Raw genomic sequence first — 25,752 nt, 5'->3', positions numbered from 1 at the left:
GCCCCTCGGCCGGGCCGGGCCGGATGCCCCGAATGGGTGGCGGGGCGGGTGGGCGCGCGGAGTGTGGTGTGTGCCACTGCGACCCGCGGGGGAATCCCGTTCCTCTTCCCGGCTGCGATCCCGGCGCCAAGTGCCGCCACCAGCCGGTGAATCCCAGGCACGTCGCGCAGATCACAGAGAATTCCACGATCCACCCGTTCCTGTCGCCCGGAGTGGCGGCGCACAATGCTCGCGGCAGAGGTTGCAGCTCCAGGAGTTGGGGGAATGGAGCGGTAGACAACCGGAGAGCACAGGTGAGCGGGAGGCATCCGCACATGGGCATGAGCGTGACCATCTCAGCGGCGAGGGCGCAGGACGCGGAGCACATTCTCAAGCTCCAGTATCTGTGCTACCAGAGTGAGGCCGAACTGTATGGCGACTACGCGATCGAGCCCCTCACCCAGACCCTGGACGATCTGCGCGCCGAGATCGCCGAAGGGCATGCGCTGGTGGCGCGGCTCGGGGACGAAGTGGTCGCGTCCGTACGCGGCAGGGTGGACGAGAACGGCACGGCCCGGCTGGCGAAACTGATCGTGCATCCCCGGATGCAGCGGCACGGCCTCGGCGGACGGCTGCTCGACGCGATCGAGGACCGGATCGCCGCGGAGCGGGCGGCCCGCCGGTTCCAGCTCTTCACCGGTCACCGCAGCGAGGGCAATCTCCGGCTCTACCGGAGCCGGGGCTATCTCCCGGTCGCCCGGGAGCAGACCGGGCCGCGGCTGACGATCGTCACTCTGGAGAAGACGGCCGAGGCGCGGGAGTACATCGCCAGCGCCTGAGCCCGGACGTGCCGTACCACCCGTGCCCGGCGGGCCGGCGGCCGGCCGAGCGGCGCAGCCAGAGCATGCCGGTCACCGGCAGCAGTACCGGAATGAAGAGATAGCCCGCGCCGTACTCGCTCCACACGGTGGAGTCGGGGAAGGCGGACGGGTTCACCAGTGTCCAGGTGCCCACGATCAGCACCCCCGCCAGCTCGGCGGCGCAGCACACCAGAGCCGCCTTGCGGGCGGTCTCCCCGCCGCGCACCAGCGTGTAGGTGATGAAGGCGTAGACCACGGCCGCCACCGCCGAGAGCGTGTGGGCGAGTGGGGCGGTGTCGAAGCGGACGATGATCTCGTAGACCGAGCGGGAGACCGCTCCGACCGACATGACGGAGTACAGCCAGACGAGCAGCAGGCCGGGCCCGGCGGTCAGCCGGCCGCGCGGCCGTTCGCGCCGCCCGGCGGCGGTTCGGTTCTCCTCGGTGACGGGTTCGGTCATCGTCACCCTCCCCAGATGTCGTAGAGGCGGACTTCGAGCACCGCGAGCACCACCGCTCCGGCCGCGACGGTGGCCGACCCCCAGCGGGTCCGCTCGGTCAGCGACAGAAAGGCCGCCGCCGGGACCGAGAGGAACGCCCCGATCAGATAGACGACAAAGGTCGTCGTGCCGTCGTGGGCCCTGTCGCCGCCCGCCAGCCGGACGATGCCCACCACCAGCTGGGCCAGTGCCAGCAGGGTCACCACCGCCATGCCGATGAAATGCCAGTCCTTGGTGGGCTGGTCGCGGAAGGCGGCGAAACCGCACCAGGCGGCGAGCGCGAGCGCGGTCACGGCGACCGCGATCGTCAGGGCGTCAAGCATGGCTCCGAGAGTATTACGGGCGGGGCCGGCCGCGGTGCGCGGCCCCGGGCAGCGGGCGCCGGCGCCGCCGTCCTCCGGGTGTCCACGGCCCTCCGGAGGCTTGTGAACGCCCTCCCGACGCCCGGCGCGAAGTCGAGGCATGGCCGAAATGATCTGGTCTGTCGTGGCGTGAAACTGCGCTTTCATCGTGGCCTTGGCCACAGCGGGGCCGCCCGCCCCCTCCCGGGTCCCCGCCGTACCACTCCTCGTCATCCCGCATCTGTGCAGGTCAGACGGGAATGAGTGATCGCCGGCGGCCTCCCGGGCTCCGGTCCGGGCGACCGTCCAAGCATGTCCGCTATTCGGACAGTGTTGATCGGTCGCCGAGCCGGTCTGCTTTACTTGCCACATGACCACGACGAGCAGCCGCATCCTTGCGACCGAGGCGATCACGACGCCCGGTGCTCGTTGTATGTGTCGAATGTGCGCCTTCTGAGGGCCCCTGCCTGTGCCTCGCGCCCCGAAGTGAGATCAAGCAGCCGCCACCGGATCCGCTGAAGCGGACGGCCGCTGCCTCGCGCACGAACCCCATGCCCCCTCCGGCCCCCAGCGGGTGTCCCGGAGTCGGCCCGTGCCGCGTTCCGACCACAGAACCCCGGAAGACGAACGCCCCTGTGCCCGGCGATGACGCTTTGCCGCGCACTCGACAGTGACGGACATCCCAGTGATCACCACAACGGGCCTCACCAAGGTCTATCGCTCGCGAGGACGCGAGATCACCGCCCTGGACGGGGTCGATCTCCATGTCAGGGAAGGCGAGGTGTACGGCGTCATCGGCCAGAGCGGCGCCGGAAAATCCTCGCTCATCCGCTGTGTCAATCTGCTGGAGCGCCCCACCGCCGGCACGGTGACCGTGGACGGTGTGGAGCTCACCGCCCTCGCCGGACGCGGCCCCCGCGCCGGCCGGGAACTGCGCGCGGCCCGCAGCCGGATCGGCATGGTCTTCCAGCACTTCAATCTGCTCTCCACCCGCACCGTGCAGGACAATGTCGAGCTGCCGCTGGAGATCCTCGGCCACTCCGGCCGGGACCGCTCCCGCAAGGCGCTCGAACTCCTCGACCTGGTCGGTCTCGCCGACAGGGCCAAGGCGTATCCGAGCCAGCTCTCCGGCGGCCAGAAGCAGCGGGTCGGCATCGCCAGGGCGCTCGCGGGCGACCCCAAGGTGCTCCTCTCCGACGAGGCGACCAGCGCACTCGACCCCGAGACCACCCGCTCCATCCTGGAACTGCTGCGCGATCTCAACCGCCGCCTCGGCCTCACCGTCCTGCTCATCACCCATGAGATGGATGTCGTCAAGACGGTCTGCGACTCCGCGGCCCTGATGGAGGGCGGCCGGATCGTCGAGTCCGGCACGGTGAGCGAACTCCTCGCCACCCCGGGCTCCGAACTGGCCGCCGCGCTCTTCCCGGTCAGCGGCGACGCCTCCGCCGACGACCGCACGGTCGTCGACGTCACCTTCCACGGCGACGCCGCCACCCAGCCGGTGATCTCCCAGCTCGCCCGTACGTACAACATCGACATCTCCATCCTGGGCGCGGCGATGGACACCGTCGGCGGCAAGCAGGTCGGCCGGATGCGGATCGAGCTCCCCGGCCGGTTCGAGGAGAACGTCGTCCCGATCGGCTTCCTGCGCGAGCGGGGCCTCCAGGTCGACATCGCCGGCACCGCGGCCGTGCCCGCCGGGGCGTCCGCCGGGCACACCACGAGCGGCCCGGCCGCCGTCATCGTCAAGGAGGGGGCCAAGTGACCTGGTCCGAGATGCAGCCACTGCTGGAGCAGGCGTGTTGGGACACGCTCTACATGGTCGGCTGGTCCGCGGTGATCGCGGTCGTCGGCGGACTCCCGCTGGGCATCGTGCTGGTCCTCACCGACCGCGGCGGCCTGCTCGGCAACGCGCCGGCGAACAAGGTGATCGGCCAGATCGTCAATATCACCCGTTCGATGCCGTTCATCATCCTGATGGTGGCCCTGCTGCCCTTCACCAGGGCGGTCACCGGTACCACCATCGGCCGTGAGGGCGCGATCGTGCCCCTGGCGATCGGGGCGATCCCCTTCTTCGCCCGGCTGGTGGAGACCGCGATCCGCGAGGTGGACGGCGGACTCGTGGAGGCCGTCCAGTCGATGGGCGGCTCCACCTGGACGGTCGTGCGGAAGGTACTCGTACCCGAGGCCCTGCCGTCCCTGATAGCCGGCATCACCACCACCGTCGTGGTCCTCATCGGCTACTCGGCCATGGCCGGAAGCGTCGGCGCGGGCGGCCTCGGCGACATCGCCATCCGCTACGGCTACATGCGCTTCGAGACCGAGCTGATGTGGATCACCGTGGCGATCCTCGCCGCCGTCATCTCCCTCATCCAGTTCACCGGCGACTACGCGGCCCGCGGCATCCACCGCCGCGGACGCGGCGGCGCCCCGGCGCCCCGGCTGCGCCTGCTCTCCGCCGGCCGCTCCGCGGCCCGGGTCGCCACGGCTCCCGGAGCCGAATCGGTGACCGGGACCGCGACGGCGAAGGAGCCCCGCCCCCAGTAGGGCCCTCCCTCCCCCTCCGGTTCCCACCCGGACCTCCCGACCAGCCCCATCCGGGGCGCACCACCCGCACCACCATGGAGAAAGGCACTTTTCGTGCGTAACACTGCCAAGATCACCGCTGCCGTCCTCGTCACCGGAGCCCTCACCCTCGGCCTCACCGCCTGCGGCTCCGACTCCGACTCCAAGAACGACGCGAACAGCCCGCTGCTCGTGGGCGCCACCTCCGTCCCGCACGCCGAGATCCTCGGCTTCATCAAGGACGAGCTGGCCGCGAAGGAAGACCTCGAGCTGGAGGTCAAGGAGTTCACCGACTACGTGACGCTGAACCCGGCCACCCAGAGCGGCGAGGTGGGTGCCAACTTCTTCCAGCACAAGCCGTTCCTCGACGACTTCAACAAGAAGAACAACACCACGATCGTCCCCGTCGCCACGGTCCACCTCGAACCGCTCGGCCTCTACTCCAAGAAGATCAAGGACCTGGCCGGCCTCAAGGACGGCGCGACCGTCGCGGTGCCGAACGACACCACCAACGAGGCCCGCGCCCTGAAGCTGCTGGAGGCGAACGGCGTCATCAAGCTGAAGGCCGGCGCCGGGGACGACGCCACGCCCAAGGACATCGCCGAGAACCCCAAGAAGCTGCAGTTCAAGGAGGTCGAGGCGGCCCTGACGCCGCGCGCCCTCGACGACGTCGACGCGGCCGTCATCAACGGCAACTACGCCGTCGAGGCCAAGCTCAGCCCCAAGAACGACTCGCTCGCCCTGGAGTCGGCCACGGACAACCCGTACGGCAACTTCCTCGCCGTCAAGAAGGGCGAGGAGAAGGACCCGCGCGTGGTCAAGCTCGCCAAGCTGCTCCAGACGCCCGAGGTGAAGAAGTTCATCGAGGACAAGTACGAGGGCTCCATCATCGCGGCCTTCTGACCCGCCGGCCGGACCCGCCCCGGGCCCCGCACCCCTTTCGGGGGCGTGCGGGGCCCGCGGCGCACCACCGGGGCGCAAGTGCGGCACCCTGTGGTGCAGTTCGATTCGCCCATGCTGCATCCTGGGTCTTCGGCAGGCCCCGGTTCCGGGCCCTCGGCAGACCTTTTGGTTACGGAGCGTCGCATGACAACCACCTTCCCGGACGTGTCCATCAGCACGGATCGGTTGGTGCTGCGAGCCTTCGAGGAGGGCGACATCCCCGCGTACGCGGAGATGATGAACGACGAGCAGACCATCGCCTGGACCTCCGCGCCGCACCCGTACACCACCGCCGACGCCGAGTACTGGATCCGCAGGATCGCTCCTGCGGAACGGCTGGGCGGCGGCGGGATCGTGCTCGCCGTGACCGAATTCCTCACCCAGCGGCTGGTGGGCACCGTCCATCTGCGCAACACCAACTGGCACACCCGCGCCACCGAGGCCGCCTGTGTCACCGCCCCCTGGGCGCGCGGCGAGGGGTACGCCACCGAATCGGTGCTGGCCGTCGCCAAATGGCTCTTCCGCGACCAGAAGTTCGAGCGGCTGGAGCTGCGCACCGCGGCCGGCAACACCGCCTCCCAGCAGGTGGCCCAGAAGGCGGGGGCCATCAGCGAGGGGGTGCTGCGCAGCGCCTGGATAGCGCGCGTCCAGACGGAGGACGGCACCTGGACCGACACCCGTACCGATCTGATCCTCTGGAGCCTGCTCCCCGAGGACCTGGAGGGCGGCACGGAGCGGATGGCCCGCTTCGGCTACTCCTCCTTCACCGAACTCGCCTGAATCCCGGCCGGTACCGCCGCCGCCCGCGCCGGGTAATCTCACTGAGCCCGCCACCCGCGCGCCCGCGACGACACCAGGGGAGACTGACGACGATGGCAGACCGTGTCACCGTGATCGGCTGGGACGGTTCGCCCCTGACCGCCGCGGCCCGGTCCGCCCTCTCCGCCGCCACTCTGGTGGCCGGGGCGGCGCACCATCTCGCCCTTCCCGAGGTGCCGGGACCGGCCGAGCGGATCCGCCTCGGCAGCGTCGACCTCGCCGCCCGCCGGATCGCCGGCCACCGCGGCACCGCCGTCGTCCTCGCCGACGGCGACCCCGGATTCTTCGGCGTCGTCCGCGTACTGCGCGCCCCGGAGCACGGCCTGGAGGTCGAGGTCGTCCCCGCCGTCTCCTCCGTCGCCGCCGCCTTCGCCCGGGCCGGCATGCCCTGGGACGACGCCCGCACCGTGGTGGCCCACCCGCGCACCCTGCGCCGCGCCGTCAATGTCTGCCGCGCCCACCCCAAGGTCGCCGTCCTCACCTCACCGGGCGCCGGCCCCGCCGAACTGGCCCTGCTGCTGGAAGGGGTCCACCGCACCTTCGTCATCTGCGAGGAGCTGGGCACCGACCGCGAACAGGTCACCGTCCTGACCTCCGACAAGGCCGCCGACCATGTCTGGCGCGACCCCAATGTGGTCATCGTCATCGGCGGGAGCGGCAGCGCGGGCCGCACGGCACCGGGCGGCGGCTGGCTCGCCGGCCACGACCAGGGGCATCCGGGAACACGGGGATGGGGGCTCCCCGCCGAGCGGTACGCCCCCGGCCCCGACCCGGCCGCCGGCCCCGATCCGCACCACCCCGTCGCACCCGGCCGCCCGGTGCCCGGCCACCCCGTGCCCGGACGGTCCGGCGAGGGCGAGTCCGGACAGCTGCGCGCCGTGCAGCTCGCCAGGATCGGACCCCGCATCGGCGATCTCGTCTGGGACATCGGCTCCGGCGGCGGCGCGTTCGCCGTCGAGGCGGCCCGCTTCGGGGCCGCGGTGATCGCCGTCGACGCCGACCGCGAGGCATGCGCACGCGCCGACGCCGCCGCCCGCCGCACCGGCGTCCAGCTCCAGGTGATCAACGGCCGCGCGCCCCAGGTGCTGGAGCGGCTGCCGGAACCCGATGTCGTGCGCATCGGCGGCGGCGGCGCCGAGGTGGTGACCGCCTGCACCGACCGCCGCCCGGAACGCATCGTGGCCCATGCCTCCACCCGGGACGAGGCCGAGGAGATCGGCGCCGCCCTGGGCGCGGGCGGCTACACCGTCGAATGCGCCCTGCTCCAGTCGGTGCAACTGGATCCCCGAGGCTGGCAGGAGCGCGAGCGCTCCACCGTCTTCCTGCTCTCCGGACAGCAGCCGGAGCGCGCCCCGAGACCCTGATTCGGGGCGGCGCGAGGTAGGCTGGCCGATCGTTGTACCGCACCCGGAGCTCACCGAATTCCTTGGTGATCACCCGGTGAACCCGGAGAACAGTGCCGTTTTGGCTCCGGTTTGTGGTACGCCGTAACCGGGGGACGCGCAACGTGGCGCAGCCCACAGCGGACCGTGGCGGATCTCCCCGCCGCGGGCGCGAACGGCCGCGAGAATGCTTGGAGTCCGTGGGCGATCGTGCCGCGTGGCGCACGTGCTCGTTCTAGGTGACGGGCGTCAGATGTGCCGCTGTCGGGCGTCCGGGCGATGGACGAAGGACTCACAACCGATGTGCGAGGGGTACGCATGACTGACACCGGCCGGATCCCGGGCGAGGGGCTGCCGGGGAACGCAGGCGTGGTGGAACAGGAGCCGGACATGGCGGCCCCGGACGCCTACACCTTCCTGCCCCCGTCGGCGCCCGTCGCCAGTGAGGACGATCTGCTGCTGATGCCGGGCGCACAGGGCGCCTGGAGCGACCCGCAGGCCGTCCAGCCCGTACCGCAGCAGATGCAGGCCGCACCGCACGCGATGGCCCATGCCGGAGTGCCCGGCCAGTACGCCCAGGCACCCGCCGGACCCGAGTACGCCGCCCCCGCCGCACCGGTCCAGGTGCCCGCGCCGGAGCTCGCGGCCCCCACGGATCTGGGCACGCCGGAGCCGGCGGTGCCCGCGCAGGGGGTGCCGGGCGCACCGGGTATACAGGCCCCTCAGCAGCAGCCGGCCGCCGTGCCCGAGGCCCCGGTGGCCGAGGATCTTGTGAACCCCGAGCAGGCTGCCGAGCCGTCCGCCCCCGCCGGGCCGGACCCGGCGGCGGCCGGCGCGCCCGCGGGCGAACAGCCCGTACCGCAGCCCGTCCCGGCGACCGCCGCTCCCGTACCGCCGTCCGCGCGGCGTCCGCTGCACATGGGACCGCCGCTGCCCGAGATGTCCAACGGCGTGGTCCGCTCGCTCGCCGACCGCGGGCCCGCGGGCGCGCCCACCCCGGCGCCCCCGATGAACACCCCGAACACGGTGGCCGGAGCGCCGGTGGCCGGTCCGGAGCAGCTCGACGCGCCGGGCGGCGATGCGCCGGTGCTGCCGGGCCCGCAGCTGGGCGAGATCCCGCCCGCGGCGGGCGCGCCGTGGGGCGCGCAGGCCCCGCAGCCCGTGCAGGAGGCCGTGGTTCCCGTTCCGGTTCCTGTCGAGGCGGAGCCGGCCGTGTCCGAGGCCGTGCCGGTCGCGGAGGCGGCGCCGGTCGTGGCGGAGGCTTCCGCCGTGGTGGAGACCGTCCCTGTGGCGGACCCCGAGGCCGGGGCGGGGTCCGAGCCGGTCGCCGAGGCCGTGCCGGTGTCGGCCGAGGCCGAGGCCGAGGCAGCGCCGGTCGTGGCGGAGGACGCGGCTGTCGCCGGTCCGGCCGTCGTGACAGCCGATTCGGCACAGCCGGAGCCGGAGGCGCAGGCCGTGGAGCCGGAGCCCGCCGAGCCGGTCGAGCAGGTCGAGCCCGCCGAGCCGGTCGAGATCGCCGAGCCGGAGGCCGTTGCCCCGGAGGCGGAGGCCGAGGCCGAGGCGGTTCAGCCGGAGGCCGTGGAGCCGGAGCCGGCCGGTGCCGAGACGCCCGCCGACGAGCAGCCGGAGGCCGCGGCCGAGGCTGTGGAGGTCGCGGAGACGGCCGCCGAGGAGACGGCCGCTCCCGAGGCGCCGGCCGAGACCGTCGCGGCTGTGGAGCCGGAGGCCGAGGTCCCGGTGGCACAGCCGGAGGAAGCACTCGCGGAGGCTCCCGCTCCGGAGGTTGCGGAGGCCGAGCTTCCCGCGCCCGAGGTGTCCGAGCCGGTGGCCGACGCCGAGGTCGAGGCCGTGACAGAGGCCGTGACAGAGGCCGAGGCCGTGCCGGAGACCGAAGCGGTGTCCGAGGCGCCCGAGGCGGCTCCGGAACCGGTCGCGGTCGCGGCCCCCGAGCCCGAGCCGGAGACCGCCCCCGAGCCGGTGCCCGCCGTCGTCGAAGCCCCCGGGGCGGCGGAGCCCGAGGCCCCGGTGGAGGTGCCCCCCGTTCCGCAGCCCGAGGCTGTCGTGGCCGTGGAGCCCGAGCCGGCGGCCGAGCCGCCCGTCGCCGATGCGGAGCCCGTCCCCGTACCGGAGCAGGAGGCCCCGCCGCAGGAAGCCCCGGTGGCCGAGCCCGAGCCGGCCCCCGAGCCCGTCACGGCCGCGGAGCCCGTCACGGCCGCTCCCGCCGGACCGGAAGCCCCGGCCGTCGCCGAGCCGCTTCCCGCCGCGGTGCCGGTGCCGGCAGTGACCGAACCGGCCCCGCAGGAGCAGACCGCCCCCGAGCCCGCGCCGGAGCCCGCCGCCGAGCCCGCCGCCGAGCCGGAAGCCGCCTCCGGGGACGCAGCCCCGGCCGAGGCGGCCGAGCCCGGCACCGAGCCTGCCCCGGCGGCCGGCCCGCCCGCGCCCGGATACGACGAGGCCGAGCGCGACGCCGTCCTGCGGGTGATGCACGAGCGCCGCGACATCCGCAATGGATTCCGCGCCGACCCCATCCCGCACGAGGTGCTGCTCCGGGTGCTGGAGGCCGCGCACACGGCCCCCAGCGTCGGGCACTCCCAGCCGTGGGACTTCGTGGTCATCCGCTCCGCCGAGACCCGCCGCACCATGCACGAACTGGCGCAGCACCAGCGGGACGCCTATCTCAAGTCCCTCCCCAAGGGCCGGGCCAAGCAGTTCAAGGAACTGAAGATAGAGGCCATCCTCGACACCCCGGTCAATATCGTCGTCACCGCCGACCCGACGCGCGGCGGCCGTCACACCCTGGGCCGGCACAGCCAGCCGCAGATGGCGCCCTACTCCTCCGCGCTCGCCGTCGAGAATCTCTGGCTCGCCGCCCGCGCCGAGGGCCTGGGCGTCGGCTGGGTCAGCTTCTTCGACGAGCGCGAGATGGTCCGCGCGCTGGGACTGCCCGAACACCTGGAGGTCGTGGCATACCTCTGCGTGGGGTACGTGGACGAGTTCCCGGAGGAGCCCGAGCTGGCTCAGTCCGGCTGGTCCAAGCGCCGTCCGCTCTCCTGGGTCGTCCACGAGGAGACCTACGGCCGCCGCGCGCTCCCGGGCGAGGAGCCGCACGACCTGCTCCAGGAGACCATCGCCAATATCCGCCCGCTGGACGCCAAGGCGCTCGGCGAGGCGTGGGAGCGGCAGAAGCGCATGACCAAGCCGGCGGGCGCGCTCGGCATGCTGGAGATCATCTCCGCGCAGCTCAGCGGCCTCTCCCGGATGTGCCCGCCGCCGATCCCGGAGCCCGCGGCTGTCGCGATCTTCGCGGGCGACCACGGAGTGCACGCCCAGGGAGTCACCGCCTGGCCGCAGGAGGTGACCACCCAGATGGTGGCCAATTTCCTGGGCGGGGGAGCGGTCTGCAACGCCTTCGCCAACCAGGTCGGCGCCGAGGTCTGTGTCATCGACGTGGGCGTCGCATCCGATCTGCCCGCCACCCCCGGACTCATTCCGCGCAAGGTCCGGGCGGGCACCGCCGACTTCACCACCGGGCCCGCGATGAGCCGGGACGAGGTGCTGGCCGCGATCGAGGTCGGCATCGAGACGGCCCGCGATCTCGTCACCGCCGGGAACAGAGCGCTCCTGACCGGTGAGATGGGGATCGCCAATACGACCGTCTCGGCGGCGCTGATCTCCGTCTACACCGGGGTCGACCCCGCCGAGATCACCGGCCGGGGCACGGGCATCAATGACGAGATGCACGCCCGCAAGATCGATGTCGTGCGGCGCGGGCTGGAGCTCCACGCCCCCGACCCCGACGATCCGATCGGTGTCCTCGCGGCGGTCGGCGGACTGGAGCACGCGGCCCTGGTCGGCCTGATCCTCGGCGGCGCGTCGCTGCGCACCCCCGTCCTGCTGGACGGAGTCTCGGCCGGCGCCGCCGCGCTGGTCGCCCGTGCGATTGCCCCCGAGGCGCTGTCGGCCTGCATCGCGGGCCACCGCAGCGCCGAGCCCGGCCATGTCGCGGCCCTCAACAAGCTGGGCCTGCGTCCGCTGGTCGACCTCGATCTGCGACTGGGCGAGGGCACGGGCGCGCTGCTGGCCCTGCCGGTGGTCCAGAGCGCTGCCCGCGCGATGCACGAGGTGGCGACGTTCGACGCGGCGGGAGTCACGGAGAAGTAGCCCTCCTCGCGACACCGAGCGCCCCGGCCGCGCCCCAGCCACCCCTGGACCCCGCGCCCGGGGCGCTCTCCTGCCCCGGGGCCCCGCCCCGGCGCCTCAATCGCCGGCGGGGCTCCATGCATGCGCGTCGCCCGGCACGGTGGGCTGCCCCGCACCAGGCGGACCGCGATGACCGTGCCCCGGGACCGAAAGGAACAGCGGCCCGGGGCGTGCCGGACCGGCCGGGACCCCATGGGCGATGGCCCCGTGAGTGCCCGGATCCCCGGGGGCAGCCCGAGCCGCGCCCCAGGAGCGACCGGGCGGCGGGGACAACGAGCCGTGTTCCGGGGGTCGGACCCTTGGGACGAACCGACCCGAGGCCCCGGGTGCGGTGGGCCGGCCGGGCCGAACGGGCGGTGGCCCCGGGGCGCTCGGCCCCGCGGCGTGAAGGGGGCCGTGTTCCAGGGGCGACCGGGCAACCGGGACAAATTGAGCCCCGCCGGCGATTGAGGCGCGGGGTGCGGGGCGGAGCCCCGCCAAGGGCCCGGGTCCCGCGAGCCCGGGTATCGTGCCGCGCCCCGCCGGCGCGAGGCGCGGGCCCGCTCCCCCAGGGGGACGCACCGCGCACCCCCACCGCCCCGCCCCGTAAAGTTGGGCCCCGAGACACCGCCCTCACCAGCCGCTTCACCGCCGCAGCGGCCGGCGACCGGCGCCGGTGACCGGCGGGCCCGCACCCCGCGGCCCGCGGCCCGGCCGCCCCCGTACCGTCCGAGGAGTACCACCGTCATGGCAGAACACCCCGCGTACCCCGTCGGGCTTCGCCTCGCCGCCCGCCGTGTCGTCGTGATCGGCGGCGGGCAGGTCGCCCAGCGCAGGCTTCCCGCGCTGATCGCCGCCGGGGCGGACATCGTGCTGGTCTCGCCGTCCGCCACCCCCTCCGTGGAGGCGATGGCGGACACCGGGGAGATCCGCTGGGAGCGCCGCCGGTACGAGGAGGGCGACCTCGCGGGCGCCTGGTACGTCCTCATCGCCACGGCCGACACCGAGGCCAATGAGCGGGCCTCCGCCGAGGCCGAGCGGAACCGGGTCTGGTGTGTCCGTTCCGACGACGCGAGCGCCGCCACCGCCTGGACCCCGGCCACCGGGCGGTCGGACGGGGTGACCGTCGCCGTGCTCACCGGCCGCGACCCCCGCCGCTCGGCGGCGGTCCGGGACGCCATCGTGGAGGGTCTGCGCGACGGCAGCCTCGCCGCGCCTCACCACCGGACACGGACACCGGGCGTCGCCCTGGTCGGCGGCGGCCCGGGTGACCCCGATCTGATCACGGTGCGCGGCCGGCGCCTGCTCGCGGAGGCGGATGTCGTCATCGCGGACCGTCTCGGCCCCCGTGACCTGCTCGCCGAGCTGCCCCCGCATGTCGAGGTGGTGGACGCGGCGAAGATCCCGTACGGCCGTTTCATGGCCCAGGAGGCCATCAACAACGCCCTGATCGAGCACGCCAAGGCGGGCAGGGCGGTGGTCCGGCTCAAAGGAGGGGACCCGTTCGTCTTCGGCCGGGGCATGGAGGAGGCCGAGGCGCTCGCCGAGGCCGGGATCCCGTGCACGGTGGTGCCGGGGATCTCCAGCTCCATCAGTGTTCCCGGCGCGGCCGGTATCCCGGTCACCCACCGGGGGGTCGCCCATGAGTTCACCGTCGTCAGCGGCCATGTCGCGCCCGACGACCCGCGCTCCCTGGTGGACTGGGCCGCCCTGGCGCGGCTGCGCGGCACCCTGGTGGTCCTGATGGGTGTCGACAAGATCGGCGCCATCGCCCGGGCCCTGACCGAGCACGGCCGGGCCCCCGAGACCCCCGTGGCCCTGGTCCAGGAGGGCACCACGGCCGCTCAGCGCCGGGTGGACGCGACCCTGGCGACCGTCGCCGGGGTGGTCGCCGCCGAGGAGATACGCCCGCCCGCCGTGATCGTCATCGGCGAGGTCGTCACCGTGGGCCCCGTCAGCCGTGAGCGACGGTCCGGGCAGTGATCCGGCCGGGCGCACCACCGCCCGGCCCGCCTCTGCGCGACCATCGGCAACAGACCCGTGCCGCGGACGCCGGCACCCCACTCAGGAGAAGGCAGTACCACCCTGTGGCTGATCTCATCACCGTCGATGACCCCGACGACCCGCGGCTGCGCGACTACACCGGCCTGACCGATGTCGAGCTGCGCCGCAGACGCGAGCCCGCCGAAGGACTCTTCATCGCCGAGGGCGAGAAGGTCATCAGACGGGCGAAGGACGCCGGGTACGAGATGCGGTCGATGCTGCTCTCCGCCAAGTGGGTCGATGCCATGCGCGATGTCATCGACGAACTCCCGGCCCCCGTCTACGCGGTCAGCCCCGAGCTCGCCGAACGCGTCACCGGCTATCACGTGCACCGCGGCGCCCTCGCCTCCATGCAGCGCAAGCCCCTGCCGACCGCCGGGGAACTGCTGGGCACGACCCGCCGGGTCGTCGTCATGGAGTCGGTCAACGACCACACCAACATCGGCGCGATCTTCCGCAGCGCCGCCGCGCTCGGCATGGATGCCGTACTGCTCTCGCCGGACTGCGCCGATCCGCTCTACCGCCGCTCGGTCAAGGTGTCGATGGGAGCGGTGTTCTCGGTGCCGTACGCCCGGCTCGACGCCTGGCCCAAGGGCCTGGAGTCGGTGCGGGAGGCGGGGTTCAAGCTGCTCGCGCTCACCCCGGCGGAGAAGGCCGTGTCGATCGACGAGGCCGCCCCGCACCGGCTGGAGCGGGTCGCGCTGATGCTCGGCGCGGAGGGCGACGGCCTCTCCGCCCGGGCGCTGGCTGCGGCGGACGAATGGGTCCGCATCCCGATGGCCCACGGAGTGGACTCGCTCAATGTGGGCGCGGCGGCGGCGGTCGCCTTCTACGCCGTCGCCACGGGCCGCCCGCGGTCCTGAAGCGGACGGCCCGGAGCCGTTCTACAACTGCTGAGCGGCGGCGATCCCCAGCGCCACGATCAGGGTCACCACCACGAAGACGATGATCCGCTGCCGGAGCAGCCGGGGGTTGGCGGGCCGCCGGCCGGTGGAGGTCGTCCGCACTCCGGAGCGCGGCCCCTGCCGGTCGCCCGCCCGGCCCCCGCCGCGCGGCGGCCGGGGCCGCGATCCGCCGCCGCGGGACGACGGACCCGCCTGCCCGGCGGAGTGCGAGGAGCGGGAGGGGTACGGACGGGGCCCGGAGCCCCCGGCGGTCCGGCGCTCAACCGGCTCACCGCGCCCGTCCCGCTCCGCCCGGCCCGGCCGCTCGGTGCGCTCCGGCCGCTCCAGCCGCTCGGTGCGGTCCTGCCGCTCCGGATAGCGCGAGGTCGGCCGGTCGGACTCGATCCGCTCCCGCTGGGCCGGGGGCCTGGCCTCCGACAGGCCCTGTGCCTCCCGGGCCGCGATCTCCTTGAGCCGCATGGAGAGCTGGAGAGTGCTCGGTCGCTCCTCCGGATCCTTGGCCAGACAGGCCCGCAGCAGCGGAGCGAGCGCGTCCGGGACGCCGTGGAGCTGCGGCTCCTCGTGCACCACCCGGTAGAGCATCACCTCCGAACCCCCTTGTCCGAAGGGGGAATCGGCGGTCGCCGCGTACGCCAGCGTCGCGCCCAGCGCGAAGACGTCCGTCGCCGGGGTGACCGCGACACCGCGCACCTGCTCGGGGGCGAGGAATCCGGGGGAGCCCACGGCGGTGCCCACATGGGTGAGCGTGCTCGCGCCGGTCGCCCAGGCGATGCCGAAGTCGATGATGCGGGGGCCCTTGGGGGAGAGCAGGATGTTCGACGGTTTGAGATCGCGGTGGACCACACCCGCCTCGTGCACGGCGACGAGCCCCTCGGAGAGCGCGGCGCCGATCGAGGCGACCTCGGCGGCCCGCAGCACCCCGTCCTCGGCCACCCGGTCGTGGAGCGAGGGGCCGGGGACGTACTGGGTGGCGAACCAGGGCCGGTCGGCCTCCAGATCGGCGGCGACCAGGCGGGCCGTGCAGCCGCCCCGGATCCGCCGGGCGGCCGAGACCTCGCGGGCGAACCGCGAACGGAATTCCTGGTCCTCGGCGAGATCCGGCCGGATCACCTTCAGGGCGACCCGCTGGCCGCGCCGGTCGGAGCCCAGATAGACCACGCCCATACCGCCGGCGCCGAGCCGCCGGTGCAGTCTGAACGAGCCGACGACACGCGGATCCTCGCGCCGGAGCCGCATCATCGCCATGTCCGTCCCCTGCCTGGCGGCGGGATGCCCCGCCCCTGCCTGCCTGTTCGGCGGGTAGCCCCGCCGCTGTCCGAATCGATTGCCTGATCGTCCACTTTCGCCGTGGCACAGCTTACGTACCGCCGCCCCGGTGCGCTCATAGGCCGCGCCCTCCCGTGCTGAGGGATTGTCCGGTCCGGCGGGCGGAACCGAGGAGTGGTCAGAGACTGCTGGATCCGGCCACTTTGGCCGATGCTCGCGGTCAACGCGCCGGAAGGGAAGGGGTATTGCCCCGCACCGGGGTACGGGTGCGGGGCGGGCGCGGTACGCGGCCGGGGGCCCGCGCGCGGGCGAAGTCATGGCAAGCCGGGCGGTCCGTCCGGGGGTCCCCCCGGACCCGCGAGGGGGGTGGGAGTGAGCGATGTCACCCGCCGGCCGCCCAGGTGGTGCGCACCGCCGGTCTCCGGAGCGGGCGCCGTGGCCCGACCCCTCCGGGAAGACCCCAACCCGCGCGCCGTCTTCTCCACCCAGAGGAGTACATCGAAAGGGGGTGGCTCATCCTCCGGGAGGCCCGACAAGCGGTACGCGGGCATGACGTCCCGGCCTCGGAGAATCCCTAATCTTGAAGTCAAGCGGCGGGTGCAGCACTCGTCCCCCGAGGTCAGACACCCGCCGCTGTCAAAAACAACAGGGAGAGGAATCATGGCGGACACGGCATCGCGGACACTGGTCCGCGCGCAGGGACGCAGGGCTTTCACCGCGTTCGGCGGCAGCCGGTCCGGCCGTCGTCACCCACTGGTGGCGACCGCGATGGTTCTTCCCCTGGCAGCACTGCTGGTGGTCGTCTTCGGCGGCTGGGAGGCAGTGATGACACAGGCGTCGTCCGTGGGCGTGATGCTGGAGCGCTGAGCGGCGCTCCGGACCCGGAAGAGCGGTCCGGGTCGGGGACATCCGGCCATAACCCCGTGGGGACGGGGGTGCGGCGGACGGCAGCAATGGCCGGTCAGCTGGGGAGCTGACCGGCCATCGCGCTGCCCGCCCCCACCGCGGCCGGCCCGGGTGCGCGGGAGTGCCCGTACTGCCTCCCAGGTGGGTCCGCACCGCTTGCCGGGCGCGCGTCGGCCTCAGCGGCGTTCGGGCGGCGATGTCCGGGCGACGGCCCGGAGACATGCCCCCGCGCGTTCCTCCAGCACGTCCGACGGGGCGCGCCCGGTCCCGGGTGGGTCCGGACGGCTCGTGCGATGTCCCTGTTCCGCCTCTCCGGCGTGCGGGCGTTGGTGCTCCCGGGACGGGCGTGCCCGCCGGGGCGGTACTTCAGCCCCTCCGGCGACCGAGGAGCGGGCTCCGGGCCCCCGCCTCCCGCGCCGCCTCTGTACCGTCGGGTCCCTACCGCCAGGGGGGCAGATGAGCACAGCCGTTGTCGCCGCACTCGCCGGAGCCGCCCGCGAGGCCGCGCACCACGACTCCGCCGCGATACCCGCGGCGGGAGCCGGAGCCGAGCCGGCCTGCCGGGCCTGCGGCCGGGCGGAGCCCGTACTCGCCGACCGGGACGACGGCATCGTCGTACGGCACGGATCCGCCGTGGCCAAGGCGCACGACCCCGCCACCGACCTCGCGGGGCACCGCGCCCGGCTCGCCGTCGCCGGGCATCCGGCGCTCGCCGGGATCCTGCTGCCCCCGCTGCCGGAGCCGCTCCGGGCGTCCGAGGTGCCCGGCCGGCCCGTTTCCGTCTGGCCGTACGGACTGCCGGTCGATCCGGCGGATCCCGGCGCGGCGCCCTGGGAGGAGGCCGCGGTCCTGCTGGCCCGGCTGCACTCCGCCGACCCCGCGGGGCTGCCCGGCCCCCTGCCGCCGATGCGCGGGCCCGCGAAGGCGGCCGGGGCGATGCGCCGGATGCGGGCCGTGGCGGGGGAGCACCCGGCCGCCGCCCGCGTGGTCGAGCGCGCCTGGGCGGGGCTGCCCGCCTGGGCCCGGGACGAGGCCCCCTGCCCCCGCGCCGGGTTCCTCTGCCACGGCGATCTCCATCTCGGCCAGCTCGTCCGCCATCCCGCCCCGGCCGGACCGTGGCTGCTCATCGATGTGGACGATCTCGGCCTCGGCGACCCCGCCTGGGATCTGGCCAGGCCGGCCGCCTGGTACGCGGCCGGGCTGCTGAGCCCGGATGTCTGGGGGCGATTCCTCGGCGCCTACACCGCCGCCCGCGGCCCGGCCGTCGATCCGGACGGTGATCCATGGGCCCGGCTGGACATCCCCGCCCGCGCGCTCACTGTGCAGACCGCCGCGCTCTCGATCGCCAAAGCCGTGGCGGAACAGCGCGAGACAGACGAAGTTGATCACGCGGTGATGGACGCGTGCGCGCGGATCGCCGCTCTCGCAACCGAGTTGGAATCCGGACACCCGTCGTAGGCTGCTCCTGTGCCGCCGTTCTCGGCGGCGCCGACCGACCGGCGAGGAGCTGAGTACGACCATGCAGTGTCCCAAGTGCCATGCACCGATGCACACCTACAACCGCAACGGTGTTCAGATCGAGCAGTGCAGCGGTTGCCGGGGGATATTCCTCGACTACGGCGAGCTGGAGGCGCTGACCCGCCTCGAATCGCAGTGGACCCAGCCGGCCCCGCCGCCCCCGCCCGCCCCGCAGGCGTACCCGGCCCCGCCCGCCCCCGCGTGGGGCGCGCCGCAGCACGGCGGTCATCATGGCGGCCACCACGGGGGTCACCACGGCCGGCACAACCGCGGCTTCGGCCGGATGCTCTTCTCCTCCTGACACACCGGCGGCCGGATCCGGTCCGGGGCGCCCCGTCCCGGCCGGTCCCGCACCCGGGCGCCGGGCCGGACCGGGCCCCGTACCCGGCGGACGCGAAAACCCCCGGCCGTGGAGACGGCCGGGGGTTTCGGTCGGTGCGCGATACTGGGATTGAACCAGTGACCTCTTCCGTGTCAGGGAAGCGCTCTCCCGCTGAGCTAATCGCGCGGGATTCCCGGTCCTGGGACCAGGTGGTGAAACATCATTCGGTGCACTTGCGTGCGCGATACTGGGATTGAACCAGTGACCTCTTCCGTGTCAGGGAAGCGCTCTCCCGCTGAGCTAATCGCGCGTGATCCTCGCGGACCAAGTGGACGATACTGGGATTGAACCAGTGACCTCTTCCGTGTCAGGGAAGCGCTCTCCCGCTGAGCTAATCGTCCATGGAGGTGGAGACGGGATTTGAACCCGTGTAGACGGCTTTGCAGGCCGTTGCCTCGCCTCTCGGCCACTCCACCCCGGAGTGTGCGGGGGTTCGGGAAGATCCCCCACGTCGAGCGGACGACGAGATTCGAACTCGCGACCCTCACCTTGGCAAGGTGATGCTCTACCAACTGAGCCACGTCCGCTTGTCTTTTCCGGCCCGCTGCGCGTCCCGGCGACGTGTTGAACTCTAGCGGATTCCTGAGCCAGTACAAAAACGCGTTTCCGCAGCGTGCTGACGTGTGCTCGCCCCGCAGTCGCCCGGCCGCGCTCCCCGCGCGTTTCGCGGGCGCTCCCCGGGCCGGCCCCGGGCGTCCCATCCGCGCCGGTCATAGACTCGCAAGCGTGCACAGCCTCCCTCCCCTGGCCCGCTTCGGCCGAATTGTCGCCACCGACCTCCGGGACGTCACCCATGACCCGGCAGCCCTGGACTCCGGCGGCTTCTGGGCCGTCGCCGCGGATTTCGAGGGGCGTCCGACCTGCGCCCGCTTCGGCTCGGTGACCACGGAACCGGTCCCCGCCCCCGTGCCGGGGCGCTGGCGCGGACCCGCCGCGGGCGACTGGACGTCATCCCTGGACCGGGCCGGCTACACCGCGGGCGTACGGCGCATCCGTGAATACATCGCGGCGGGGGAGGTCTACCAGGCCAATCTCTGCCGCGTTCTCTCCGCGCCGCTGCCCGATCCGGACACCGCCGACGTCGACGCCCTCACCGCCCTCCTCGCGCGCGGCAATCCGGCCCCCTATGCCGGAACGATTCGTCTCCCGGATCACGGAGTGGAGATCGCCACCGCCTCGCCGGAGCTGTATCTGCGGCGCGACGGCGCGGCGGTCGAGTCCGGCCCGATCAAGGGCACCGGACGCACCACCGCCGATCTGCTGGAGAAGGACCACGCCGAGAACGTCATGATCGTCGACCTGGTCCGCAACGACCTGGGGCGCGTCTGCGCCACCGGCACCGTCACCGTCCCGGCCCTCTGCGCGGTCGAGGCCCACCCCGGGCTGGTCCACCTCGTCTCCACCGTGCGCGGTGAGCTCGGCCCCAAGGAGGGCTGGCCCCAGCTGTTCGACGCCACCTTCCCGCCCGGCTCGGTGACCGGGGCGCCCAAGTCCAGCGCGCTGCGGATCATCGAGGAGCTGGAGACCGCCCCGCGCGGCCCCTACTGCGGGGGCATCGGCTGGGTGGACGCCGACCGGGGCACCGGGGAGCTGGCCGTCGGCATACGCACCTTCTGGATCGACCGGACCGGCCCGGGGGAGAGCCCGCGGGCCCTGCTCCGCTTCGGCACCGGAGCCGGCATCACCTGGGGTTCCGACCCCGAGCGGGAGTGGGCCGAGACCGAGCTCAAGGCGGCACGTCTGCTCGCGATAGCGTCGGATCCGGAGTACGCCGGAAAAGGGGGGCGTATCAGGGAATCGGAAGGACCAGCGAGATGAAGCTTTGGGTCAACGGCGAACTGCGGGATGCCGACGATGCCCGGATATCGGTGCTCGATCACGGTCTCACCGTCGGGGACGGTGTCTTCGAGACCCTCAGGACCGACCGCGGCACACCGTTCGCGCTCACCCTGCATCTGGAGCGGCTCACCCGCTCCGCGCGCGGCCTCGGGCTCCCGGAGCCCGACCACGACGAGATCCGGCGCGCCTGCGCCGCCGTCCTCGCGGCCAACCCGCTGGAGCGCGGCCGGCTGCGCGTCACCTACACCGGCGGCCTCTCGCCGCTCGGCTCGGACCGGGGCGACGCCGGCCCGACCCTGATCGTGGCGGTCGGCGAGACCCCGCGCAGACCGGACACCACCGCGGTGATCACCGTCCCCTGGACCCGCAATGAGCGCGGCGCGGTGGCGGGGCTGAAGACCACGTCGTACGCCGAGAACGTGGTCGCCCTCGCCAGGGCGGCCGAGCGCGGCGCGTCCGAGGCGCTCTTCGCCAACACGGTGGGCCGGCTCTGCGAGGGCACCGGCTCCAATGTCTTCGTCGTCCTGGACGGGGAACTGCACACCCCGCCGGTCTCCTCCGGCTGCCTGGCCGGCATCACCCGGGCGCTCACCGTCGAGTGGACCGGGGCGCGCGAGACCGAGCTGCCCTTCGACGTACTGGACCGTGCCGACGAGGTCTTCCTGACCTCCAGCCTGCGCGATGTGCAGGCCGTGCACCGGGTCGACGGCCGGGAGCTCGCCGGGGCACCCGGACCGGTGACCACCAAGGCCATGCGGATCTTCGAGGAGCGCGCCGCCGCCGACTCCGACCCGAAGGCCGCGCCGGCCGGCTGACCGCCGCCGGCCCGTCCGCACCGGGACGGCACCGGGCTCAATACCGGGCTCAACACCGAAGTGGTGCCGAAAACGGGGTGACGAGCGGCCCCGCGGCCGGTAGAACACCCTGTGATGACCACTACCCTGCGGCCGACCGGGCCGCTTCAGCAGGAGGCGGGCGGCAGGCGGTCGCGGGCCTACGAGGTCTGCGTGAACAGCCGTGCCGTGGGGAGGGTGGAGGTCGCCACCCTCCCCTCCGTCGGCCCGCGGACCGGCACCATCCACTCGCTCCGGATCGACGAACCGGACCGCCGTCGCGGCCGGGCCACGGTCGCCGCGCTCGCCGCCGAGGAGGTGCTGCGCGGCTGGAACTGCACACAGGTGCAGGTGGCCGTGGCCCCCGAGGAGGTCGCGGCCGGCCGGCTGGTCACCGTACTCGGCTACACCGAGCGCAGCCGCAACATGGCCAAACCCCTCACGGCGGAGTCCGTACCGCCGCCGGAGGGGGCCGGGATCCGGCCGATGAACGAGGCCGAGTTCGCCGTGTGGTGGGACGAGGGCCTGGAGAGCTACGCCCGCAGCTGGGCCGAGCGCGGTCTCCCGCCCGACGAGGCCCGGGCCAAGGCGGAGGCCGACCGCGACGCCGGACTCCCGGCCGGCCTCGCCACCCCGGGTGTCCGGCTCGATGTCCTGGAGTGGCGGGGGAGTCCGGTCGGACTTCTCTACCTGGGCGCCCGGGAGATCCGGCCCGGCGAGCCGGGCGCCTGGGTGTACGACATCGAGGTCGCCCCGGACGCGCGCGGCCGGGGCCACGGCCGCACCCTGCTGCTCCACGCCGAACGCGCCGCGGCGGAGGCCGGGCAGGACCGGATCGGGCTCCATGTCTTCGCGGGCAACACGCCGGCGCTGCGGCTCTACGAGTCACTGGGCTACCGGACGACCGGCGTCAACTTCGCGAAACCGCTGCTGTGACGGATGGTCCCGGCCCGGCGGCCGGTCTCTCGGCCGGCCCGGCCGGGCACGGGTGCCGGACGGCAGCGCTCAGCCGGTACGGGGCGCGTCCGCGAGCAGCCGGTCCGCGATCTCCTCGATCCGGACCCGCAGCCCCTCCTGGCTCCTGCCGCCGTCGAGACGCTCGCCGCCGATGATGTACGTCGGAGTCCCGGTCACCCCGAGGGCCTTGCCCTCGGCCTGGTCGGCGTCCACCGTCAGCAGATGCCGCCCGTCGATCAGCGCGGTGTCGAACTCCTCCGCGTCCAGGCCCAACTGCCGCGCGGTGTCCAGCAGGAACGCCTCGCCCCGCTCGGCCAGCTGCTCCGTCCCGGCCAGTACCGCCTCGTGGAACTCCGGGCCGCGCCCCTGGTCGGCGGCCTCCTCGGCGGCCTGTGCCGCGGCGTAGGCGTACGTGTTCTTCTCCAGCGGGAAGTGCCGCAGCCGGATTTCCAGCCGGTCGCCGTACCGGGCGCGCAGGACATGGAGATCGTCCAGGGCGGTGTGGCAGTCCGGGCACTGAAGATCGCACCAGACGTCGAGAACGACGGGTGCGGTGATGGCGGAATCGGTCATGACCTCAGTCTCTCAGCAGAAACGGGACCCGGCGCATCCGGCCGCGCGCGGTGCCGGGGGCTCCGGCCCGATGCGGCACCTGGGGATGATCCCGCCCCCGAGATCTCCCTGAGGTCCCCCCGCACCGTGGCCCCCGGGCCCCCGGCCGGTGCAGGATGGAAGGGACGTACCGCGCAAGCCCGCACAGCCTGGAGGACCGGATGATTGCCGAGACCATTTGTTCCGCGGTGTCCGCGGCCGGCCTGGGCATCGCCGCGATCACGGCGTACCGGAAGCGATTCCTGGCCGCGACCCGGATCGCCGCGTACTCCCTGATCCCGATCGGACTGGTGCTCACCGGTGCCGTGGAGTGGGCGGTCGACACCGCCTTCAGCCCCACGGCCTGGATCGGCTTCGGGCTGCTCGGCGGGGCCTGGCTGCTCTTCATGACCACCCGCGCCGTGGAGCGGCGCAGGGGTGTCACCGGCCGCAAGGAGCGCAAGGCGGCCAGGGCGGCGGAGCGCGAGGCCGTCGCCCCCGCCGCGTCCGCGCCCTCCCTCGGCCGGGGCACCTCCGCCGGCACCACCGGGCGCGCGGCCGGCACCCGGCCCGCGAAGTCCGGCGGCGGCGACGACTTCAGCGACATCGAGGCGATCCTCAAGAAGCACGGCATCTGATCCGCCGCCCGGCCCGGGGCCGGGGCACCCGGCACCGGACGGTTCACCCGCGATGACCCCCGTCCGGGCGCGAGGGGCGTGCCGGCTGCCCGCCATGTGAGACGGCCGGTTCCGCAGCACCGGCGGAACCACTCCGCCCGCACCGCTCACCAGCGGGAACGCCGTGCGTGGCCGAACTCGCCCCGCCGCAGGGTGTGTTGGTCGATCCCGACGGCGCGCGCTGCGTCATCATCACCCCGAGATGCTCGATACCCCCCAGGGCGATGTCCCTCCCCCCGTGGAAGAGCCGCGAGGCTGCCTCTTCGCCCTCTCCCAGCCGCCTTTGATGATCTTTCTGGCCGTGATCGGGGTGCTGCTCCTCAGGGCCGCCATTCACGACCTCTTCCTCCTGTGAGGCGTGTCCGGCGGCCGTGCCGCCGCTCAGCCCGCCGCTTCCTTGCGGCGCGCCCGGTAAGCGGCGACATGGAGCCGGTTGCCGCAGGTACGGCTGTCGCAGTAGCGCCGCGAGCGGTTGCGGGAGAGGTCGACGAAGGCCCGCCCGCAGTCCGGCGCCTCGCACCGCCGGAGCCGTTCCAGCTCGCCCGCCACGACGATGAACGCCAGCGCCATGCCGCCGTCGGCCGCGATGTGGTCGCCCACCGAGGCGCCCGGCGCGAAGTAGTGGACATGCCAGTCGTAGCCGTCGTGGTCGGTCAGCTGCGGAGTGGTGCCCGCGGAGGCGACCAGCTCATTGATCAGCTCGGCGGCCGTCCGCCGGTCGGCCGCCGCGAAGATCTCGGCGAACCGGTGCCGTACCCCGCGCACGGCCTTGAGGTCCCGTATGCCCAGCGCACTGATATCGCTGATCCGGTTGCGCCGGACGAATTCGTCGAGTGCGGGGATATCCGACAGCCCGTCCCCCCGATCGCCCTCCGGTGCGGTGTTCACCAGATCGACGACCATGTCGAGGGCAAATCTGGTGTCGTGAGGGATCAGCACGATTCGCTCCCTGGCCTGCCGCGGGCCGGTACCCGCGAATAGCGCTGAACTCTAGCGGCTCACGTCACAGCGTATCGGCGCCGTCACCGTGCTGGAATGCGCGGTGACGGCGCCGATACCCGTGCCGTATGAGATTGTCCGCGCGGCGCCGTCTCCCCGAGTTGGACGGCGCCGTGCGGCTCCCGGCCTGGCTCAGCTTTCGGCCAGGATGTGCGAGAGCTCCGTGTCGAGATCGAAGTGACGGTGTTCGGTGCCGGGTGGCACCGCCGCGTCTGTCCGCTTGAGGAAGGACTCCAGGGCGCGCGCCGGGGCCTCCAGCAGGGCTTCGCCCTCCGGGGAACTCAGCGCGATGCACACGACGCCCTGGCCGTGACTGCGGGATGGCCAGACTCGGACGTCGCCCGTGCCGGTGGGCCGGTGCAGCCCCTCGGCGAGAAGGTCGCGGGCGAACACCCATTCGACCGTCTCCTCGGCTCCGGTGTGGAAGGTGGCGTGCACGGCATAGGGATCGGCCGTGTCATACCGCAGGCCCGCGGGTACAGGCAGTGAGGACTCGCTCGATACAACGAGGCGCAGGTGCAGCTCGCAGCTGACCGTGGTGTTCATAAGCGCCAGGGCCTTTCGCTCAGTGTGCGCTCGGGGATTCGCACGTCGGCGAAATCGACATGCCACCTACGGTGGCGTTGTAAACCCCTCTGAGGGATTTGGGTATGTTTAGGTACCCCTAACGGCGGATCGATTGTTCGTTCCCTGGGAGCATTCCGGGTAGTGCGTTCCGTCCGGTAAATTTGCAGCTATGAACACGGGGAGTAACGGCACGGAGGTCATGGTGGCGGCTGAGGAATCACGGTCCGCTGACCGGACCGGAATCGCCGGGAGCGCCGAGGGCGCGGCCGGCGCCGAGGGCGCGGAGGAGGCCGGGGCGAAGGAGAAGGCGCCCGAGAAGCCGCTGGGATCGCGCGCTCCGGCGTACGTCCAGGCGCGCAGGACCCTGCACCTGAGCTGGCAGGTCGGTGTCTTCGTGGTCGGCCTCGCGGTGGTCTCCGCGGGCGTCGCCATGCTGGTGCTGCCCGGCCCCGGCTGGGTGGTGATCTTCGGGGGCATGGCGATCTGGGCGACCGAGTTCGTCTGGGCCCAGCTGGTGCTGCGCTGGACCAAGCGCAAGGTCAGCGAGGCGGCTCAGCGCGCCCTCGACCCCAGGGTGCGGCGGCGGAATCTCATCCTCACCACCATCGGCGTGGTGATCTGCGCGGTCCTCGCCGGGATCTACCTCTGGAAGTTCGGCATCGCCCTGCCGTGGAAGATCGAATCCTGATCGGAAACCGGT

Annotated in this window: 24 protein-coding genes and 5 tRNA genes; 18 read left to right on the top strand and 11 right to left on the bottom strand. The window is 73.2% G+C overall.

Features of this window, described 5'->3' with window-relative positions:
* The first annotated feature begins 314 nt into the window (after positions 1-314).
* Positions 315-818, top strand: coding sequence for a GNAT family N-acetyltransferase (locus AAFN69_RS15495; protein ID WP_347729071.1), 504 nt, complete (start codon positions 315-317; stop codon positions 816-818).
* Here AAFN69_RS15495 and AAFN69_RS15490 read toward each other — a convergent pair.
* Both AAFN69_RS15490 and AAFN69_RS15485 read right to left on the bottom strand, forming a co-directional pair.
* A complete protein-coding gene (locus tag AAFN69_RS15490; RefSeq protein WP_347729070.1) occupies positions 769-1,299 on the bottom strand; it encodes a hypothetical protein in 531 nt (176 codons plus the stop codon). The genes AAFN69_RS15495 and AAFN69_RS15490 overlap by 50 nt on opposite strands.
* 2 nt (positions 1,300-1,301) lie before the next feature.
* A complete protein-coding gene (locus AAFN69_RS15485; RefSeq protein WP_347729069.1) occupies positions 1,302-1,661 on the bottom strand; it encodes a hypothetical protein in 360 nt (119 codons plus the stop codon).
* A gap of 703 nt (positions 1,662-2,364) precedes the next feature.
* On the opposite strand from AAFN69_RS15485, the gene AAFN69_RS15480 reads away from it, so the two are divergent.
* The 8 genes from AAFN69_RS15480 (at position 2,365) to AAFN69_RS15445 (ending at position 14,475) form a co-directional block, all read left to right on the top strand.
* On the top strand, positions 2,365-3,447 hold the full coding sequence (locus AAFN69_RS15480; protein ID WP_347729068.1) for an ATP-binding cassette domain-containing protein: 1,083 nt from the start codon (positions 2,365-2,367) through the stop codon (positions 3,445-3,447).
* Complete coding sequence (locus AAFN69_RS15475) at positions 3,444-4,229, top strand: methionine ABC transporter permease (RefSeq protein ID WP_347729067.1); 786 nt, start codon at positions 3,444-3,446, stop codon at positions 4,227-4,229. Before AAFN69_RS15480 ends, AAFN69_RS15475 begins: the two co-directional genes overlap by 4 nt.
* 93 nt (positions 4,230-4,322) lie before the next feature.
* Positions 4,323-5,150, top strand: coding sequence for a MetQ/NlpA family ABC transporter substrate-binding protein (locus AAFN69_RS15470; protein ID WP_347729066.1), 828 nt, complete (start codon positions 4,323-4,325; stop codon positions 5,148-5,150).
* A gap of 183 nt (positions 5,151-5,333) precedes the next feature.
* Complete coding sequence (locus AAFN69_RS15465; RefSeq protein ID WP_347729065.1) at positions 5,334-5,969, top strand: GNAT family N-acetyltransferase; 636 nt, start codon at positions 5,334-5,336, stop codon at positions 5,967-5,969.
* Between the two features lie 92 nt (positions 5,970-6,061).
* A complete protein-coding gene (cbiE, locus tag AAFN69_RS15460; protein ID WP_347729064.1) occupies positions 6,062-7,372 on the top strand; it encodes a precorrin-6y C5,15-methyltransferase (decarboxylating) subunit CbiE in 1,311 nt (436 codons plus the stop codon).
* A 336-nt stretch (positions 7,373-7,708) separates the two neighbouring features.
* Positions 7,709-11,551 carry a nicotinate-nucleotide--dimethylbenzimidazole phosphoribosyltransferase gene (cobT, locus tag AAFN69_RS15455; RefSeq protein ID WP_347729063.1) on the top strand — a complete coding sequence of 1,281 codons (3,843 nt, stop codon included), beginning with the start codon at positions 7,709-7,711 and terminating at the stop codon, positions 11,549-11,551.
* A gap of 765 nt (positions 11,552-12,316) precedes the next feature.
* The gene (cobA, locus tag AAFN69_RS15450) at positions 12,317-13,552 is read left to right on the top strand and encodes a uroporphyrinogen-III C-methyltransferase (RefSeq protein ID WP_347729062.1); all 1,236 of its coding nucleotides are present in this window, start codon (positions 12,317-12,319) and stop codon (positions 13,550-13,552) included.
* A 104-nt stretch (positions 13,553-13,656) separates the two neighbouring features.
* Positions 13,657-14,475, top strand: coding sequence for an RNA methyltransferase (locus AAFN69_RS15445; protein WP_347729061.1), 819 nt, complete (start codon positions 13,657-13,659; stop codon positions 14,473-14,475).
* Positions 14,476-14,496: 21 nt separating this feature from the next.
* Here AAFN69_RS15445 and AAFN69_RS15440 read toward each other — a convergent pair whose 3' ends face one another.
* Positions 14,497-15,762 carry a serine/threonine-protein kinase gene (locus AAFN69_RS15440; RefSeq protein ID WP_347729060.1) on the bottom strand — a complete coding sequence of 422 codons (1,266 nt, stop codon included), beginning with the start codon at positions 15,760-15,762 and terminating at the stop codon, positions 14,497-14,499.
* A gap of 681 nt (positions 15,763-16,443) precedes the next feature.
* Here AAFN69_RS15440 and AAFN69_RS15435 point away from each other — a divergent pair.
* The 3 genes from AAFN69_RS15435 (at position 16,444) to AAFN69_RS15425 (ending at position 18,508) form a co-directional block, all read left to right on the top strand.
* On the top strand, positions 16,444-16,650 hold the full coding sequence (locus tag AAFN69_RS15435) for a hypothetical protein (RefSeq protein WP_347729059.1): 207 nt from the start codon (positions 16,444-16,446) through the stop codon (positions 16,648-16,650).
* A 495-nt stretch (positions 16,651-17,145) separates the two neighbouring features.
* Positions 17,146-18,147, top strand: coding sequence for a phosphotransferase (locus AAFN69_RS15430; protein WP_347729058.1), 1,002 nt, complete (start codon positions 17,146-17,148; stop codon positions 18,145-18,147).
* Between the two features lie 61 nt (positions 18,148-18,208).
* A complete protein-coding gene (locus AAFN69_RS15425; protein ID WP_347729057.1) occupies positions 18,209-18,508 on the top strand; it encodes a zf-TFIIB domain-containing protein in 300 nt (99 codons plus the stop codon).
* A 135-nt stretch (positions 18,509-18,643) separates the two neighbouring features.
* Here AAFN69_RS15425 and AAFN69_RS15420 read toward each other — a convergent pair.
* The 5 genes from AAFN69_RS15420 to AAFN69_RS15400 form a co-directional block, all read right to left on the bottom strand.
* Positions 18,644-18,715: transfer RNA gene (locus AAFN69_RS15420), tRNA-Val, on the bottom strand.
* A 52-nt stretch (positions 18,716-18,767) separates the two neighbouring features.
* A tRNA-Val gene (locus tag AAFN69_RS15415) sits at positions 18,768-18,839 on the bottom strand.
* A 19-nt stretch (positions 18,840-18,858) separates the two neighbouring features.
* Positions 18,859-18,930: transfer RNA gene (locus AAFN69_RS15410), tRNA-Val, on the bottom strand.
* Position 18,931: 1 nt separating this feature from the next.
* Positions 18,932-19,005 (bottom strand) — tRNA-Cys (locus tag AAFN69_RS15405).
* A 38-nt stretch (positions 19,006-19,043) separates the two neighbouring features.
* Positions 19,044-19,116 (bottom strand) — tRNA-Gly (locus AAFN69_RS15400).
* 199 nt (positions 19,117-19,315) lie between these two features.
* Between AAFN69_RS15400 and AAFN69_RS15395 the strand changes: the two genes are divergently transcribed.
* From AAFN69_RS15395 to AAFN69_RS15385, 3 genes are all read left to right on the top strand, one after another.
* Positions 19,316-20,407 (top strand): chorismate-binding protein, encoded by a 1,092-nt coding sequence (locus AAFN69_RS15395; protein ID WP_347729056.1) that lies wholly within the window; start codon positions 19,316-19,318, stop codon positions 20,405-20,407.
* Positions 20,404-21,243 (top strand): aminodeoxychorismate lyase, encoded by an 840-nt coding sequence (locus AAFN69_RS15390; protein WP_347729055.1) that lies wholly within the window; start codon positions 20,404-20,406, stop codon positions 21,241-21,243. Before AAFN69_RS15395 ends, AAFN69_RS15390 begins: the two co-directional genes overlap by 4 nt.
* 114 nt (positions 21,244-21,357) lie before the next feature.
* Positions 21,358-22,197, top strand: a complete 840-nt coding sequence (locus AAFN69_RS15385; RefSeq protein WP_347729054.1) for a GNAT family N-acetyltransferase — start codon at positions 21,358-21,360, stop codon at positions 22,195-22,197.
* 69 nt (positions 22,198-22,266) lie between these two features.
* On the opposite strand, the gene AAFN69_RS15380 is transcribed toward AAFN69_RS15385, so the two are convergent.
* Positions 22,267-22,791 carry a DsbA family protein gene (locus AAFN69_RS15380; RefSeq protein ID WP_347729053.1) on the bottom strand — a complete coding sequence of 175 codons (525 nt, stop codon included), beginning with the start codon at positions 22,789-22,791 and terminating at the stop codon, positions 22,267-22,269.
* Between the two features lie 155 nt (positions 22,792-22,946).
* Here AAFN69_RS15380 and AAFN69_RS15375 point away from each other — a divergent pair, with 155 nt between their 5' ends.
* Positions 22,947-23,447 (top strand): hypothetical protein, encoded by a 501-nt coding sequence (locus tag AAFN69_RS15375; protein ID WP_347729052.1) that lies wholly within the window; start codon positions 22,947-22,949, stop codon positions 23,445-23,447.
* Between the two features lie 241 nt (positions 23,448-23,688).
* Complete coding sequence (locus tag AAFN69_RS15370) at positions 23,689-23,841, top strand: hypothetical protein (RefSeq protein ID WP_347729051.1); 153 nt, start codon at positions 23,689-23,691, stop codon at positions 23,839-23,841.
* 26 nt (positions 23,842-23,867) lie between these two features.
* Here the strand turns inward: AAFN69_RS15370 and AAFN69_RS15365 are convergent, their stop codons facing one another.
* Complete coding sequence (locus AAFN69_RS15365) at positions 23,868-24,425, bottom strand: CGNR zinc finger domain-containing protein (protein ID WP_347729050.1); 558 nt, start codon at positions 24,423-24,425, stop codon at positions 23,868-23,870.
* A gap of 192 nt (positions 24,426-24,617) precedes the next feature.
* Positions 24,618-25,031: an SsgA family sporulation/cell division regulator gene (locus AAFN69_RS15360; protein WP_003959770.1), complete on the bottom strand. Its 414-nt coding sequence runs from the start codon at positions 25,029-25,031 to the stop codon at positions 24,618-24,620.
* Positions 25,032-25,221: 190 nt separating this feature from the next.
* Between AAFN69_RS15360 and AAFN69_RS15355 the strand changes: the two genes are divergently transcribed.
* Entirely contained in the window at positions 25,222-25,740 is a 519-nt protein-coding gene (locus tag AAFN69_RS15355) for a TIGR02611 family protein (RefSeq protein ID WP_347729049.1), read from the top strand.
* Positions 25,741-25,752 lie beyond the last annotated feature (12 nt).

This window comes from Streptomyces sp. CAU 1734, from assembly GCF_039888735.1.
Lineage (GTDB): Bacteria > Actinomycetota > Actinomycetes > Streptomycetales > Streptomycetaceae > Streptomyces.
The sequence above is the reverse complement of the archived record's forward strand: the minus strand, read 5'-3'. Positions and strand labels throughout refer to the sequence as shown.

Coding starts and splice junctions, on each gene's coding strand:
- AAFN69_RS15495 (WP_347729071.1), top strand. CDS start 315: ATGGGCATGAGCGTGACCATCTCAGCGGCGAGGGCGCAGGACGCGGAG.
- AAFN69_RS15490 (WP_347729070.1), bottom strand. CDS start 1,299: ATGACCGAACCCGTCACCGAGGAGAACCGAACCGCCGCCGGGCGGCGC.
- AAFN69_RS15485 (WP_347729069.1), bottom strand. CDS start 1,661: ATGCTTGACGCCCTGACGATCGCGGTCGCCGTGACCGCGCTCGCGCTC.
- AAFN69_RS15465 (WP_347729065.1), top strand. CDS start 5,334: ATGACAACCACCTTCCCGGACGTGTCCATCAGCACGGATCGGTTGGTG.
- cbiE (WP_347729064.1), top strand. CDS start 6,062: ATGGCAGACCGTGTCACCGTGATCGGCTGGGACGGTTCGCCCCTGACC.
- cobT (WP_347729063.1), top strand. CDS start 7,709: ATGACTGACACCGGCCGGATCCCGGGCGAGGGGCTGCCGGGGAACGCA.
- cobA (WP_347729062.1), top strand. CDS start 12,317: ATGGCAGAACACCCCGCGTACCCCGTCGGGCTTCGCCTCGCCGCCCGC.
- AAFN69_RS15440 (WP_347729060.1), bottom strand. CDS start 15,762: ATGGCGATGATGCGGCTCCGGCGCGAGGATCCGCGTGTCGTCGGCTCG.
- AAFN69_RS15435 (WP_347729059.1), top strand. CDS start 16,444: ATGGCGGACACGGCATCGCGGACACTGGTCCGCGCGCAGGGACGCAGG.
- AAFN69_RS15430 (WP_347729058.1), top strand. CDS start 17,146: ATGAGCACAGCCGTTGTCGCCGCACTCGCCGGAGCCGCCCGCGAGGCC.
- AAFN69_RS15425 (WP_347729057.1), top strand. CDS start 18,209: ATGCAGTGTCCCAAGTGCCATGCACCGATGCACACCTACAACCGCAAC.
- AAFN69_RS15390 (WP_347729055.1), top strand. CDS start 20,404: ATGAAGCTTTGGGTCAACGGCGAACTGCGGGATGCCGACGATGCCCGG.
- AAFN69_RS15385 (WP_347729054.1), top strand. CDS start 21,358: ATGACCACTACCCTGCGGCCGACCGGGCCGCTTCAGCAGGAGGCGGGC.
- AAFN69_RS15380 (WP_347729053.1), bottom strand. CDS start 22,791: ATGACCGATTCCGCCATCACCGCACCCGTCGTTCTCGACGTCTGGTGC.
- AAFN69_RS15375 (WP_347729052.1), top strand. CDS start 22,947: ATGGAAGGGACGTACCGCGCAAGCCCGCACAGCCTGGAGGACCGGATG.
- AAFN69_RS15370 (WP_347729051.1), top strand. CDS start 23,689: ATGCTCGATACCCCCCAGGGCGATGTCCCTCCCCCCGTGGAAGAGCCG.
- AAFN69_RS15360 (WP_003959770.1), bottom strand. CDS start 25,031: ATGAACACCACGGTCAGCTGCGAGCTGCACCTGCGCCTCGTTGTATCG.
- AAFN69_RS15355 (WP_347729049.1), top strand. CDS start 25,222: ATGAACACGGGGAGTAACGGCACGGAGGTCATGGTGGCGGCTGAGGAA.